The sequence below is a fragment of the Pseudomonas sp. F-14 TE3482 genome (assembly GCF_053629455.1).
On sequence record NZ_JBRJII010000001.1, the window covers coordinates 2,305,223 to 2,321,093 of the forward strand.

Sequence of the window (15,871 nt, forward strand, 5' to 3'; positions counted from 1 at the left end):
TGCCGTTGTCATGCCACCAGATCGTTGGCACTAAAGGTGTCCACGCCTACCAGCTGAATTTCGAAGTCTGCACCCAGCGTGCCGTTGACGTTGCCGTACAGCACATGATCTTCGAAACGCAGTTGTCCTGCCCCTGTGAATGCATTCGAGTCAATGAAAGTGAAGGCGTTGAACGCGGTGGTGAGGATATTGGCATCGAGTTTCGACAGGTCGATTTTGTCACCCTGCAGGCTGCTGAAGTCGGTGATGAAATCGCTGTTCGCCCCTTTGCCCAGCTCGCTTATCAAACTGAAAATAAACCGGTCGGCACCAGAGCCCCCCGTGAGGGTGTCTGCGCCCAGACCTCCCACCAGTAGGTCATTGCCCGCACCGCCGTCGAGCAGGTCGTTGCCCGCTCCGCCATTGAGTTGGTTATTGCCGCTATTGCCGGTCAGTACGTTATTCAGGGTGTTACCGACACCGTTGAGGTTATTGCTGCCGGTGAGGGTGAGGTTTTCCAGGTTGGCACCCAGGGTCCAGCTGACCGAGGAGCGCACGGTGTCGATTTCGCTCGCCAGGAGGCTGCTCTCGGTGACTACGTCCTTGAGGTTGTCGACGATATAGGTGTCATTGCCGCTGCCGCCGCTCATCACGTCGGCGCCGATTCCGCCATCCAGAACGTTGTTGCCGGAGTTACCGATCAGACGGTTGTTTAGAGCATTGCCGGTACCATCGAGGTGGTCAGTGTCGGAGAGGGTCAGGTTCTCGAGGTTACTGCCCAAGGTATAGCTGATCGACGACAGTACCGTGTCGATCTCGGTCAGCAAGGTGCCGCGTTCGATCACCGTGTCGCCGACATTGTCGACAATGTAGGTGTCGTTGCCGGCACCGCCGTCCAGGGTGTCGGCGCCGGTCTTGCCGTCGAGGAGGTTGGCGGCGGCGTTGCCGGTCAGGCTGTTGTCGAGCTCATTACCCGTGAGGTTCAACGCGGCGGCGCCGAGCAGCACGCTGTCTTCGACGTTGGCCGACAGGATATAGCTCACCGTCGTGCGGATCAGGTCGTGGCCTTCATCGGCCAATTCGGTGACATTAGCGGCGTTATCGGTAATGACATAGGTGTCATCACCATTGCCGCCGCTGAGGATGTCAGCGCCCACGCCGCCATCCAGCCAGTCGTTGCCGCCCCCGCCTTGCAAATCGTTGACGTAGGCATTGCCGAGCAGGGTGTTGTTCAGGTCGTTGCCGATAACGGTGAAGGCACCGAGGCCGGTGAGGGTCACGTTCTCGACGTTCTGCAGGTTGCTTTGGCTGAGGTCGATGATGCTGGTGGTCGGAGTCGAGGCATAGGTGATGTTCAGCAGGTCGCGACCCTGGTCGGCAGTTTCCTGCAGCAGCACCAGTTCGCCGGCTTGGTCGAGGGTATAAGTGTCGTCGCCAGCACCACCGCTCAGCGTATCCAGCCCCGTACCACCGTTGAGCACGTTGTTCCCACTGTTGCCGTTCAGCACGTTGTCCAGGGCGTTGCCGACTCCGTTTAGGTTATTGGTCCCGGTAAGGATGAGATTTTCCACGTTGGCACTCAAGGTCCAACTGACCGAGGAACGTACGGTGTCGATTTCACTTGCCAGGGTGCTGGTCTCGGTGACCACGTCCTTGAGGTTATCGACGATGTAGGTGTCGTTGCCGGTGCCGCCGATCATCAGGTCGGCGCCGAGGCCGCCGTCCAGGGTGTCGGCCCCGGCCTTGCCGTCGAGGACGTTGGCGGCGGCGTTGCCGGTGAGGCTATTGTCCAGTTCGTTGCCCGTGAGGTTCAACGCGGCGGCGCCGAGCAGCACGCCGTCTTCGACGTTGGTCGACAGGGTGTAGCTCACTGCCGTCCTGATCAGGTCACGACCTTCGTCGGCCAGTTCAATGACCTTGTCGGTGGCGTTGTCGATGACGTAGGTGTCATCGCCGCTGCCACCGCTGAGGATGTCAGCGCCCACGCCGCCATCCAGCCAGTCATTGCCGGCCCCGCCTTGCAGGGTGTTGATGGAGGCATTGCCGAGCAGGGTGTTGTTCAGGTCATTGCCGACCACGGTGAAGGCGCCGAGGCCGGTGAGGGTGACGTTTTCGACGTTTTGCAGGTTGCTTTGGCTGAGGTCGACGGTGCCGGTGGTCGGGGTCGAGGTGTAGGCGATGTTCAGCAGGTCACGACCCTGATCGGCAGTTTCCTGCAGCAGCGCCAATTCGCCGAATTGGTCGAGGACGTAGCTGTCGTCGCCGGCGCCGCCGATCAGTGTGTCCAGTCCGGCCGCGCCGTTGAGGATGTTGTTGCCGGCGTTGCCAGTCAGCACGTTGTTCTGGGTGTTGCCGACGCCAGTGAGGTTGTCGCTGCCGGTGAGGGTGAGGTTTTCCAGGTTGGCGCCCAAGGTCCAGCTGACCGAGGAGCGCACGGTGTCGATTTCGCTCGCCAGGGTGCTGATCTCGGTGATGGCGTCCTTGAGGTTGTCGACGATGTAGGTGTCATTGCCACTGCCGCCGATCATCACGTCGGCGCCGAGGCCGCCGTCCAACGTGTTATTGCCGTTGTTACCCACGAGGCGGTTGCTCAGGGCATTGCCGGTACCGTCCAGATTATCGCTGCCGGTGAGGGTCAGGTTCTCGAGGTTGCTGCCCAGGGTGTAGCTGATCGACGACAGCACCGTGTCGATCTCGGCCAGCGAGGTGCCGCGTTCGATCACTGTGTCGCCGGCATTGTCGACGAGGTAGGTGTCGTTGCCGGCACCGCCGTCGAGGGTATCGGCACCGGCCTTGCCGTCGAGGAGGTTGGCGGCGGCGTTGCCGGTGAGGTTGTTGTCGAGTTCGTTGCCCGTGAGGTTCAACGCCGCGGTGCCCAGCAGCAGGCCGTCTTCGACGTTGGCCGACAGGGTGTAGCTCACCGCCGTCCTGATCAGGTCACGGCCTTCGTCGGCCAGTTCGGTGATTTTGTCGGCGGCGTTGTCGATGACATAAGTATCGTCACCCATCCCGCCGCTGAGGGTATCGGCGCCGATACCGCCATCCAGCCAGTCATTACCGGCGCCACCTTGCAGGGTGTTGATGGAGGCGTTGCCGAGCAGGGTGTTGTTCAGGTCGTTGCCGATCACGGTGAAGGCGCCAAGGCCGGTGAGGGTAACGTTCTCGACGTTCTGCAGGCTGGTTTGACCGAGGTCGACGGTGCTGGTGGCCAGGGTCGAGGCGTAGGCGATGTTCAGCAGGTCGCGGCCCTGGTCGGCAGTTTCCTGCAGCAGCGCCAGTTCACCGGCCTGGTCGAGGACGTAGGTGTCGTCACCGGCGCCGCCGATCAGCGTGTCCAGCCCCGTACCACCGTTGAGCACGTTGTTGCCGCTGTTGCCAGTCAGCACGTTGTTCTGGGTGTTGCCGACGCCAGTGAGGTTGTCGCTGCCGGTGAGGGTGAGGTTTTCCAGGTTGGCGCCCAAGGTCCAGCTCACCGAGGAACGCACGGTGTCGATTTCGGAGGCCAGGGTGCTGGTCTCGGTGATGGCGTCCTTGAGGTTGTCGACGATGTAGGTGTCGTTGCCATTGCCGCCGATCATCACATCGGCGCCGGTTCCGCCGTCCAGAACGTTGTCGCCACTGTTACCGGCCAGGCGATTGCCCAGGGCGTTGCCGGTGGCGTCGAGGTGGTCGCTGCCGGTGAGGCTCAGGTTCTCGAGGTTGCTGCCCAGGGTGTAGCTGATCGACGACAGCACCGTGTCGATCTCGGTCAGTGAGGTGCCGCGTTCGATTACCGTATCGCCGACATTGTCGACGAGGTAGGTGTCGTTGCCGGCACCGCCGTCGAGGGTATCGGCGCCGGCCTTGCCATCGAGGAGGTTGGCGGCGGCGTTGCCGGTGAGGCTGTTGTCCAGTTCGTTGCCTGTGAGGTTCAACGCGGCGACGCCGAGCAGCACGCCGTCTTCGACGTTGGTCGACAGGGTGTAGCTCACTGCCGTCCTGATCAGGTCACGACCTTCGTCAGCCAGTTCAATGACCTTGTCGGCGGCGTTGTCGATGACGTAGGTGTCGTCGCCAGTGCCGCCGCTGAGAGTGTCAGCACCTGCGCCGCCATCCAGCCAGTCATTGCCGGCCCCGCCTTGCAGGGTGTTGACGGAGGCGTTGCCGAGCAGGGTGTTGTTCAGGTCGTTGCCGATCACGGTGAAGGCGCCGAGGCCGGTGAGGGTGACGTTTTCGACGTTTTGCAGGTTGCTTTGGCTGAGGTCGACGGTGCCGGTGGTCGGGGTCGAGGCGTAGGTGATGTTCAGCAGGTCACGACCCTGATCGGCCGTTTCCTGCAGCAGCGCCAGTTCACCGGCCTGGTCGAGGACGTAGGTGTCGTCACCGGCGCCGCCGATCAGCGTGTCCAGTCCCGTACCACCGCTGAGCACGTTGTTGCCGGCGTTGCCGGTCAGCACGTTGTTCAGGGTGTTGCCGACGCCAGTGAGGTTGTCGCTACCGGTGAGGGTAAGGTTTTCCAGGTTGGCGCCCAGGGTCCAGCTGACTGAAGAACGCACGGTGTCGATTTCGGAGGCCAGGGTGCTGGTCTCGGTGATGGCGTCCTTGAGGTTGTCGACGATATAGGTGTCGTTGCCAGTGCCGCCGATCATCAGGTCGGCACCGCTTCCGCCGTCCAGAACGTTGTTGCCGCTGTTACCTGCCAGGCGATTGCCCAAGGCGTTGCCGGTGGCGTCGAGGTGATCGCCGCCGGTGAGGGTCAGGTTCTCGAGGTTGCTGCCCAGGGTGTAGCTGATCGACGACAGCACCGTGTCGATCTCGGTCAGTGAGGTGCCGCGTTCGATTACCGTATCGCCGACATTGTCGACGAGGTAGGTGTCGTTGCCGGCACCGCCGTCGAGGGTATCGGCGCCGGCCTTGCCATCGAGGAGGTTGGCGGCGGCGTTGCCGGTGAGGCTGTTGTCCAGTTCGTTGCCTGTGAGGTTCAACGCGGCGACGCCGAGCAGCACGCCGTCTTCGACGTTGGTCGACAGGGTGTAGCTCACTGCCGTCCTGATCAGGTCACGACCTTCGTCAGCCAGTTCAATGACCTTGTCGGCGGCGTTGTCGATGACGTAGGTGTCGTCGCCAGTGCCGCCGCTGAGAGTGTCAGCACCTGCGCCGCCATCCAGCCAGTCATTGCCGGCCCCGCCTTGCAGGGTGTTGACGGAGGCGTTGCCGAGCAGGGTGTTGTTCAGGTCGTTGCCGATCACGGTGAAGGCGCCGAGGCCGGTGAGGGTGACGTTTTCGACGTTTTGCAGGTTGCTTTGGCTGAGGTCGACGGTGCCGGTGGTCGGGGTCGAGGCGTAGGTGATGTTCAGCAGGTCACGACCCTGATCGGCAGTTTCCTGCAGCAGCGCCAGTTCACCGGCCTGGTCGAGGACGTAGGTGTCGTCACCGGCGCCGCCGATCAGCGTGTCCAGTCCCGTACCACCGCTGAGCACGTTGTTGCCGGCGTTGCCGGTCAGCACGTTGTTCAGGGTGTTGCCGACGCCAGTGAGGTTGTCGCTACCGGTGAGGGTAAGGTTTTCCAGGTTGGCGCCCAGGGTCCAGCTGACTGAAGAACGCACGGTGTCGATTTCGGAGGCCAGGGTGCTGGTCTCGGTGATGGCGTCCTTGAGATTGTCGACGATATAGGTGTCGTTGCCAGTGCCGCCGATCATCAGGTCGGCACCGCTTCCGCCGTCCAGAACGTTGTTGCCGCTGTTACCTGCCAGGCGATTGCCCAGGGCGTTGCCGGTGGCATCGAGGTGGTCGCCGCCGGTGAGGGTCAGGTTCTCGAGGTTGCTGCCCAGGGTGTAGCTGATCGACGACAGCACCGTGTCGATCTCGGTCAGTGAGGTGCCGCGTTCGATCACTGTGTCGCCGGCATTGTCGACGAGGTAGGTGTCGTTGCCGGCACCGCCGTCGAGGGTATCGGCGCCGGCCTTGCCATCGAGGAGGTTGGCGGCGGCGTTGCCGGTGAGGCTGTTGTCCAGTTCGTTGCCCGTGAGGTTCAATGCGGCTGCGCCGAGCAGCACGCCGTCTTCGACGTTGGTCGACAGGGTGTAGCTCACTGCCGTCCTGATCAGGTCACGACCTTCGTCAGCCAGTTCAATGACCTTGTCGGCGGCGTTGTCGATGACGTAGGTGTCGTCGCCAGTGCCGCCGCTGAGAGTGTCAGCACCTGCGCCGCCATCCAGCCAGTCATTGCCGGCCCCGCCTTGCAGGGTGTTGACGGAGGCGTTGCCGAGCAGGGTGTTGTTCAGGTCGTTGCCGATCACGGTGAAGGCGCCGAGGCCGGTGAGGGTGACGTTTTCGACGTTTTGCAGGTTGCTTTGGCTGAGGTCGACGGTGCCGGTGGTCGGGGTCGAGGCGTAGGTGATGTTCAGCAGGTCACGACCCTGATCGGCAGTTTCCTGCAGCAGCGCCAGTTCACCGGCCTGGTCGAGGACGTAGGTGTCGTCACCGGCGCCGCCGATCAGCGTGTCCAGTCCCGTACCACCGCTGAGCACGTTGTTGCCGGCGTTGCCGGTCAGCACGTTGTTCAGGGTGTTGCCGACGCCAGTGAGGTTGTCGCTACCGGTGAGGGTAAGGTTTTCCAGGTTGGCGCCCAGGGTCCAGCTGACCGAGGAACGCACGGTGTCGGTATCCCACGTCCAAATACCTGTCTCGACGACCACGTCCTTGACGTTGTCGACAATGTAGGTGTCGCTGCCGCTGGCGTCGGTCATCACGTCGGCGCCAAGGCCTCCGTCGAGGATGTTGTCGCCGCGGTTACCTACGAGGCGGTTATTCAGCGCATTACCGGTAGCATTCACGTCGTCGAAGTCGATAAGGGTCAAGTTCTCGAGGTTGCTGCCCAGGGTGTAGCTGATCGACGACAGCACCGTGTCGATCTCGGCCGGCGAAGTGCCGCGTTCGATTACCGTATCGCCGACATTGTCGACGACGTAGGTGTCGTTGCCGGCACCGCCGTCGAGGGTGTCGGCTCCGTCCCAGCCATCAAGTACGTTGGCAGCGGCGTTGCCGGTGAGGCTGTTGTCCAGTTCATTACCGGTGAGGCTCAGCGCTGCAGAACCGAGCAGCAAGCCATCCTCGACGTTGTCTTCCAAGTAGTAGCTCACCGCCGTTCTAATCAGGTCGTGGCCTTCGTCGGCCAGTTCGGTGACATGCACTCCATTGTTGTAAATGGCGTAGGTGTCATCGCCGCTGCCGCCAATGAGCTTGTCAGACCCGGCCCAGCCATCCAGCCAGTCGTTGCCAGCGCCGCCCAGCAGGGTGTTGTTATAGTTGTTGCCGATCAGGATGTTGTTCAGGTCGTTGCCGATCACGGTGAATTCACCGAGCCCGGTGACGATGACATCCTCGACGTTTTGCAGGTTGCTTTGACTGAGATCGACAGTGTTGGTGGCCAAGGTTGATGCGTAGTTGATGTACAGCAGGTCATTGCCTTGATCAACGTCATCCTGCAGCAGTGCCAGTTCACCGGCCTGGTCAAGGACGTAGGTGTCGTCGCCGGCGCCGCCGCTCAGCGTGTCCAAGCCGGCCAAGCCGTTGAGGATGTTGTTGCCGACGTTGCCGGTCAGTACGTTGTTCAGGGCATTGCCGACACCGTTGGTGTTGTCACCGCCGGTCAAGGTGAGGTTTTCCAGGTTGGCACCGAGGGTCCAACTGACCGAGGAGCGTACGGTGTCGATTTCGGAGGTGAGGGTGCTGCTCTCGGTAACCACATCCTTGAGGTTATCAACGATGTAGGTGTCGTTGCCGCTGCCGCCGATCATCACGTCGGCCCCGGTTCCGCCGTCCAGAATGTTGTCGCCGCTATTACCGATCAAGCGATTGCCCAGCGCGTTGCCGGTGGCGTCGAGGTTGTCGCCGCCAGTGAGAGTCAGGTTCTCCAGATTGCTACTGCTGCCCAAGGTGTAGCTGATGGACGACATAACCGTGTCGATTTCGCTCAGCGAGGTGCTGGTTTCCACCACCACGTCATCAGCGTTATCCACAACATAAACGTCGTTGCCTGCACCGCCAATCATGACGTCTTGGCCGGCACCGCCATCGAGAACGTTACCCAGCGCATTGCCGATCAGCTCATCGTCAAAGGCCGAACCGGTGGCATTTTCGATTTTGGTGCCAAAGGCGATCGCCAGCCCGTCATTGATCAGTTCCAGGTTCGCAATGTCGACGAATGCCTTGCCGATGTTACTGAACTCACCCTCATTCAGGTTCAGTCTGACGGCCGCCTGCTGATTGCTGGCATCGATCGTATCGTTGCCGCCGGCATCCCAGATGGTTTCGAACACTGATTGGTCGGGTGCCCAGCTATAGACGTTGTTACCGGTTTGCCAAAGCATGTTGGCGCCGTAAATCTTCTGGATAGCGAGAATATCCAGCAGCATCGGTGTCGTCGGCTGGTAGGAATACGCATTGTTGTAGCTCATGATCGTGTAATGCGTATCATCGAGTAGAGGCGAGATCAGCGTGCTGTTGGATTGGCTCGACTCAAATGGATGTTTGAGGCCTAGGGCGTGACCGATTTCATGCACGAACGTCATGAAGTCATAGGTGCCTTTGACGGGGGTAGAGTTGTTCGTATCCGGGCTGATCCAGACATCCCCGGCCAGCGGTGCCCGGTCTGGGAAGTAGGCCCAGGCAGCAGCGTCGTCGTCCATGTCCCAATAGCCGCCGAATCGCAAGTCGCCCACGGTGTTGATGTTGTCACTGACCAGAGTGAACTTGACGTTGGCCACAGCGCTCCAGGCGCCAAGCGCACCGGTCACGGCGTTTTGTTGGGCCGAAGTCAGGACGAAGCTGTTCAGGTATTCATTTTCGGCGCTGTACTTGGTAGCGAAATACGATTGGCTGTTGATGAAACTATAGGTCAGCCGTGTCGCGAAGATGTCTGTGCCGAAGTCAGGACTCAGCCAAGAGGTGCCGTATATCAGACTGTCGATTTGTTGGTTACCGGTCAGAACAGATGGCTTTGTTAAAACGTAACCAAGAGGAGATGACATTCTAAATATCCTGAGAGGGCTGCGACCGTCCTGTATGTGGTCGCTACAAGGAAGCGATTTTGCACCAGAGTCAGCGTCAATTGATATTACATGGCCACTATTTTTTTTACTGATGGCGTCAAAAAACTGGCCGGTAAATCTGTGTCGGCGTGCGCCAGTGAGTCTTGAGGAGTGCGCGCTGGTATCCTGTTCGAAATTGACTTATCAGGGCCTCCCATGAACGCTCCGAACCCAGTGCTCATCCGTGAAACCTTCCCCGTCGGCCCCCTCCAATGCAACTGCACAATCATCGGCGACCCGATCACCAAAAAGGCCATCGTCGTCGACCCGGGCGGCAATCACGAACTGATCCTCGCGCGCCTCGACGCCTTGGGCTTGAAGGTGGTCAGCATTATCCACACCCACGCGCACCTGGATCACTTCCTGGCCTCCGGTCAGTTGAAAGAGAAAACCGGCGCGACGCTGCATCTGCATAAAGAAGATCAATTCCTCTGGGACAACCTGGAGATGCAGTGCCAGATGTTCGGTGTGCCTTATACCCCCGTGCCATCGCCAGATCGCTGGTTGGCCAACGACGAAGAGTTGGCTTGCGGGTGTGGCGTGGCGTTGCACACGCCGGGTCATACGCCAGGTTCCATGAGCTTTTGGTTTTCAGAGGCTAAGCTGCTGATTGCCGGTGATACGCTTTTCAAGCGAGGGGTAGGGCGCACGGATTTATGGGGAGGCGATCAGGCGACTCTCGTGCGTTCGATCAAGCAAAGGTTGTATACCCTCGACGAAGAGGCGACGGTGGTGACCGGTCATGGTCCGGACACGTGTCTGGGCGATGAAATGCGCGGTAACCCCTTTGTACGGGCCTGAAGATGCAGTTGTGAAAGGCACGACGGAATTTTTGGCGTTGGCCATGATCCAACGCCCGCAAAGGTTCATTGCTTAAGTCCGCTGCACCACAGAATGCAAAAAAAGTAGGAGCTCTCCATGTTCACCTCGCGTCGTTTGATTATTGTCGCTACTGCCGTGGCTTTGTTGTCCGGTTGCGCATCGCAGAACCCTTATGACAGCCAGGGTCAGGCTGATGGCGGCTCTACGGGCATGAGCAAAACCGCCAAATACGGTGGCCTCGGTGCCTTGGCCGGTGCGCTGGCCGGTGCTGCCATCAGTCACGATAACCGTGGCAAGGGCGCGCTGATTGGTGCCGCCGTGGTGGGGGCTTCTGCCGCCGGTTACGGTTATTACGCCGACCAGCAGGAGAAAAAATTGCGGGCCAGCATGGCCAACACTGGGGTTGAAGTGCAGCGTCAAGGCGATCAGATCAAGCTGATCATGCCAGGCAACATCACATTCGCCACCGATTCGGCGAACATCGCGTCGGGCTTCTACCAGCCGCTGAACAACCTGGCGGGCTCGCTCAAGGAGTTCAACCAGAACCAGATCGAGATCGTCGGCTACACCGACAGCACCGGCAGCCGTCAGCACAACATGGACCTGTCCCAGCGTCGTGCCCAGAGTGTGGCGACTTACCTGACCTCCCAGGGGGTCAGCGGCGCCAACCTGACAGCGCGCGGTGCCGGGCCGGATAACCCGATTGCCAGCAATGGTGATGTGAATGGCCGGGCGCAGAACCGTCGCGTCGAGGTAAACCTGAAGCCGATTCCTGGTCAGGAGTATCAGCAGCAGGGTCAGGTTCAGCAGTATCCTTAAGTGTCTGACTGAATCCCGCACGGGAAAAGAAGACATCAGCAACAAAAAAGCCCTCGAACAATCGCTTGTCCGAGGGCTTTTTGTGTCGCGCGAAACCTGATTACTTCTTCAGGCCGTAATGCTCATCGAGCATGCCCGGCGCGTTCGGGGCTTTGGGGGCGTAGTCGCGAGGCGGTTCCTGATCGCGCGGTGGCGTCAGGCGTTCCCGTGGAGCCTGCGCCGCGTCGGCGTGCAAGGCAGCCAGCAAGCGTTGGCGAGTCTGCTCGTCCAGGGCCAGACGGTTGGCACCCTCGGCGAGATGATCCTGCACTTCCTGATAGCTCGCAGTCAGTTTCTTGACCAGGTTTGCAGTGCTGTTGAAGTGGGTGACCACTTCGTTCTGATAATTGTCAAAACGTTCCTGAATATCATCCAGCTGACGTTGCGTGCGGTTAGGCGCGGCATTCGGCACCAGGCGAGCGATCAGGAATCCAATGGCGACACCCACAACCAGGGCAAGAGTCGGCAACAACCAAACTAAGAGCGAGTGTTCCACGAGTCCTTCCTCTATAAACGGCTTTGCTTTACGTTAACGGCTCGAACCTGCGCTGTATACCGCGATTCACTCGCAATAGATTGGCACAGACAATTGGCTAGACGAGTCGACCCGATTCGAGGTCACGGAGTTCCTTCCTTGCTTATGCGCGAAACCCCTGTAGTGATTGATGGCCCGGTCGGCCAACTGGAAGCCCTGTATTTGGCTAACAACGAGCAACCCCGTGGCCTGGCGCTGATCTGCCACCCGAACCCGGTGCAGGGAGGCACCATGCTCAACAAAGTCGTTTCGACCTTGCAGCGCACCGCGCGCGACGCTGGTTTGATTACTTTGCGTTTCAACTACCGTGGCGTCGGTGCCAGTGAAGGCACGCACGACATGGGCACTGGTGAAGTCGACGATGCCCAGGCGGTGGCCGAGTGGCTGCGGGACAGGCATCCTGAAATACCTTTGACTCTGTTCGGTTTTTCCTTTGGCGGATTTGTTGCAGCAAGTCTCGGCGGACGCCTGGAAGCCAAGGGCGAGCAGCTCAAGCATTTGTTCATGGTGGCGCCCGCCGTCATGCGCTTGGGCGATCAGGATCAACTGCCGCAACAAGGTACATTGACCCTGATCCAGCCGGAAACCGACGAAGTCATCGATCCGCAGCTCGTTTACGACTGGTCCGACGCACTCGATCGCCCCCATGAGCTGCTGAAAGTGGCAGAATGCGGACACTTTTTTCATGGCAAGCTGACCGATCTCAAGGATCTGATCCTGCCGCGTCTTTCGAATTGATTGCAGTCTGACAAGCGATTACCCATGACGACTCGTACCCGTATCCTCACCGGCATCACCACCACCGGCACGCCGCACCTGGGCAACTACGCCGGCGCCATCCGTCCGGCGATCATCGCCAGCCGTGACAGCAATGCCGATTCGTTCTACTTCCTGGCCGACTACCACGCCCTGATCAAATGCGATGACCCGCTGCGCATCCAGCGCTCGCGTCTGGAAATCGCCGCGACCTGGCTGGCCGGTGGCCTGGACGTGGACCGCGTGACGTTCTATCGCCAGTCCGACATCCCGGAAATCCCTGAACTGACCTGGTTGCTGACCTGCGTGGCCGCCAAGGGCCTGCTCAACCGTGCGCACGCCTACAAGGCCTCGGTGGACAAGAACATCGAAACCGGCGAAGACCCGGACGCCGGCATCACCATGGGCTTGTACAGCTACCCGGTGTTGATGGCAGCAGACATTCTGATGTTCAACGCCCACAAGGTGCCGGTCGGTCGTGACCAGATCCAGCACGTGGAAATGGCCCGGGACATCGGCCAGCGCTTCAATCACTTGTTTGGCCAAGGCAAAGAATTCTTCACCATGCCCGAAGCGCTGATCGAGGAAAGCGTCGCGACCTTGCCGGGCCTCGACGGTCGCAAGATGTCGAAGAGCTACGACAACACCATTCCGTTGTTCAGCAGCGCCAAAGAGATGAAAGACGCGATTTCGCGGATTGTCACCGACTCCCGTGCCCCGGGCGAAGCCAAGGATCCGGACAATTCGCACCTGTTCACCTTGTTCCAGGCTTTCGCTACGCCAGCACAATCCGACGAATTCCGCAGCGAATTGCTCCAGGGCCTGGGTTGGGGCGAGGCGAAGAATCGTCTGTTCCAACTGCTCGACAGCGAATTGGGCGAATCCCGCGAGCGTTATCACCAACTGATCGAACGCCCGGCAGATCTGGAAGACATGCTGCAGCTCGGCGCCAAAAAGGCCCGTTCGGTGGCGACGCCGTTCCTCCACGAACTGCGTGAAGCGGTCGGCCTGCGTTCTTTCGTCGCTCAGACCCAAGTCGCAGCGACCACCAAGAAGAAAGCCGCGAAAGCCGCGCGCTTCGTCAGCTTCCGTGAAGACGACGGCAGTTTCCGCTTCCGTCTGCTGGCGGCCGATGGCGAGCAACTGTTGCTGTCGCGCAACTTCGCCGACGGTAAAACCGCAGGGCAAGTGACCAAGCAACTGCAATCCGGTCAAGCCTTGGACGTGCGCAGTGAAGACCTGAGCTTCAGCGTCTGGCTGGAAGGCGAGTGCGTTGCCGACAGCCCAGCCTTCGCCGACAGCGCTGCTCGCGACGCTGCCATCGGTGCTTTGCGCGTTGCCCTGACACCGGTTCAGGAATAATCAACGGCTCGGTCCGACCAAGGGCCGATTGCCATTCCCACGGGCCGTCGCTACAGTGACGGCCCGTTTTTGTTGCCTTGCTAACGAATTATGACGCCCCTAGAACGATATCAAGCTGATCTGAAACGCCCGGAATTCTTCCATGACGCCGCGCAGGAAACTGCCGTGCGCCATTTGCAGCGCCTGTATGACGATCTGGTCACGGCCTCGCAGAACAAACCGGGCCTGCTCGGCAAACTGTTTGGCAGGAAAGACCAGGTGCCGGTCAAGGGCCTGTACTTCTGGGGCGGCGTTGGTCGCGGCAAGACTTACCTGGTCGACACCTTCTTCGAAGCGCTGCCGTTCAAGGAAAAGACCCGCACTCACTTCCACCGCTTCATGAAGCGCGTGCATGAAGAGATGAAGACCCTCGGCGGCGAGAAAAACCCGCTGACCATCATCGCCAAGCGTTTCTCCGACGAGTCGCGAGTGATCTGTTTCGATGAGTTTTTCGTCTCCGATATCACCGACGCAATGATCCTTGGCACGTTGATGGAAGAGTTGTTCAAGAACGGCGTGACCCTGGTCGCGACCTCGAACATCGTGCCGGACGGCCTGTACAAGGACGGCCTGCAACGTGCGCGTTTCCTGCCGGCCATTGCACTGATCAAGCAGAACACCGAGATCGTCAACGTCGACAGCGGCGTCGATTACCGTCTGCGTCACCTCGAGCAAGCGGAACTGTTCCACTTTCCGCTGGATGATGCTGCCCAGGAAAGCCTGCGCAAGAGCTTCCGGGCCCTGACGCCGGAATGCACGGCAGCCATCGAGAACGACGTACTGGTGATCGAGAACCGTGAAATCCGTGCCGTGCGCACCTGCGATGACGTGGCCTGGTTCGACTTCCGCGAACTCTGCGACGGCCCACGCAGCCAGAACGATTACATCGAACTGGGGAAAATCTTCCACGCCGTGTTGCTTAGCGATGTCGAGCAGATGAGCGTCACCACCGACGACATCGCGCGACGCTTCATCAACATGGTCGACGAGTTCTACGACCGTAACGTGAAGCTGATCATTTCTGCCGAAGTCGAGCTCAAAGACCTCTACACCGGCGGTCGCCTGAACTTCGAGTTCCAGCGCACGCTTAGCCGCCTGCTGGAAATGCAGTCACACGAATTCCTGTCCCGGGCGCATAAGCCGTAGACAATTCGAAAACATAAAAAAGGGCCTGCATATGCAGGCCCTTTTTCGTTTATCGCAGAACCTGTGGGAGCGGGCTTGCCCGCGATGGCGGTGCATCAGTCACAATAATGTTGAATGTGCCGCCGCTATCGCGGGCAAGCCCGCTCCCACAGTTGATATGTGTTGTTCGCCAGGGCTACGCCGCTTGCTGAAACTGCTGCCGATACTGGTTAGGCGACAACTCCGTGTGCTGGCGGAACAGTCGCGCAAAGAAACTCGCATCGTCGTAACCGACTTCATAGCTGATGGTCTTGATGCTCTTGCGGCTGCCGGACAACAAGCCCTTGGCCGTCTCGATGCGCAGCCGTTGCAGGTAATGCAGCGGTTTGTCGCCGGTAGCGGTCTGGAAACGACGCATGAAGTTGCGGATGCTCATGCCGTGTTCGCGGGCCACGTCTTCGAAGCGAAACTTGTCGGCGAAGTGTTCTTCGAGCCAGTGCTGGATCTGCAGGATGATCACATCCTGGTGCAGCTTCTGACCGCCAAAACCGATTCGTCCAGGCGCATAGCTGCGCTGCACTTCGTAGAGAATGTCGCGGGCCACGGCCTGGGCTACGTTGGCGCCGCAAAAACGCTCGATCAAATATATGTAGAGATCGCAGGCCGAGGTGGTGCCGCCGGCGCAATACAGGTTGTCGGCGTCGGTCAGGTGTTTGTCCTGATTGAGCTGGACCTGCGGGAAGCGCTCGGCAAACGCATTGAAGAAACGCCAGTAGGTCGTCGCTTCCTTGCCATCGAGCAGCCCGGCCTCGGCCAGCCAGAACACACCGGTAGCTTCGCCACACAACACGGCGCCGCGTGCATGCTGCTGACGCAGCCATGGCAGAACCTGTGGATAACGTTTGCAGAGCGTGTCGAAATCGTCCCAGAAGGCGGGAAGGATGATGACGTCGGCATTTTCCAGGCCGCCGTCCACCGGCATGATCACATCGCTGAAGCTGTTCACCGGTTTGCCGTCGGGGCTGACCAGCCGGGTTTCAAACGCCGGTGTCAGGCCGTGGCCCAGTTGTTTGCCATAGCGCAGGCTGGCCAGATGGAAGAAATCCTTGGCTTGCATGAGGGTGGAAGCGAAAACCCGGTCGATAGCCAGGATGCTGACGCGCCGCAAGGGCGTGGAGACTTGGTTAGACATAATTCAACTTTATTCTTATAGGGGAAAGTGGTCACCAGACGGCTGGATCGTCTTATTTTTTGTCGGATGTGTCCAGTGTCCTGTATCGGAAGCGAGGCTTAGTCTCTAAAGGTCAATTCCGGCTAACAATAA

The 15,871-nt window shown here is 59.9% G+C and carries 8 protein-coding genes; 5 read left to right on the forward strand and 3 right to left on the reverse strand.

All coding sequences use genetic code 11. The features are described from left to right. Positions 1-8: 8 nt before the first annotated feature. Entirely contained in the window at positions 9-8,990 is an 8,982-nt protein-coding gene (locus tag AB7M26_RS10430; RefSeq protein ID WP_429384134.1) for a M10 family metallopeptidase C-terminal domain-containing protein, read from the reverse strand. 216 nt (positions 8,991-9,206) lie between these two features. On the opposite strand from AB7M26_RS10430, the gene AB7M26_RS10435 reads away from it, so the two are divergent. Together AB7M26_RS10435 and AB7M26_RS10440 are read left to right on the forward strand one after the other, a co-directional pair. Further along, the gene (locus AB7M26_RS10435) at positions 9,207-9,851 is read left to right on the forward strand and encodes an MBL fold metallo-hydrolase (RefSeq protein WP_123494479.1); all 645 of its coding nucleotides are present in this window, start codon (positions 9,207-9,209) and stop codon (positions 9,849-9,851) included. A gap of 117 nt (positions 9,852-9,968) precedes the next feature. After that, a complete protein-coding gene (locus tag AB7M26_RS10440; protein WP_123494478.1) occupies positions 9,969-10,691 on the forward strand; it encodes an OmpA family protein in 723 nt (240 codons plus the stop codon). Positions 10,692-10,791: 100 nt separating this feature from the next. Here AB7M26_RS10440 and AB7M26_RS10445 read toward each other — a convergent pair whose 3' ends face one another. Continuing rightward, on the reverse strand, positions 10,792-11,226 hold the full coding sequence (locus AB7M26_RS10445; RefSeq protein ID WP_123494477.1) for a YhcB family protein: 435 nt from the start codon (positions 11,224-11,226) through the stop codon (positions 10,792-10,794). 144 nt (positions 11,227-11,370) lie between these two features. Between AB7M26_RS10445 and AB7M26_RS10450 the strand changes: the two genes are divergently transcribed. The 3 genes from AB7M26_RS10450 to zapE all read left to right on the forward strand — a co-directional run bounded on the left by AB7M26_RS10450 (position 11,371) and on the right by zapE (position 14,568). Then, a complete protein-coding gene (locus tag AB7M26_RS10450; RefSeq protein WP_123494476.1) occupies positions 11,371-12,003 on the forward strand; it encodes an alpha/beta hydrolase in 633 nt (210 codons plus the stop codon). Positions 12,004-12,027: 24 nt separating this feature from the next. After that, positions 12,028-13,383, forward strand: a complete 1,356-nt coding sequence (locus AB7M26_RS10455) for a tryptophan--tRNA ligase (RefSeq protein WP_123494475.1) — start codon at positions 12,028-12,030, stop codon at positions 13,381-13,383. A 90-nt stretch (positions 13,384-13,473) separates the two neighbouring features. Continuing rightward, entirely contained in the window at positions 13,474-14,568 is a 1,095-nt protein-coding gene (gene zapE / locus AB7M26_RS10460) for a cell division protein ZapE (RefSeq protein ID WP_123494474.1), read from the forward strand. A gap of 175 nt (positions 14,569-14,743) precedes the next feature. Here the strand turns inward: zapE and AB7M26_RS10465 are convergent, their stop codons facing one another. Next, on the reverse strand, positions 14,744-15,640 hold the full coding sequence (locus AB7M26_RS10465) for a GlxA family transcriptional regulator (RefSeq protein ID WP_173667540.1): 897 nt from the start codon (positions 15,638-15,640) through the stop codon (positions 14,744-14,746). Positions 15,641-15,871 lie beyond the last annotated feature (231 nt).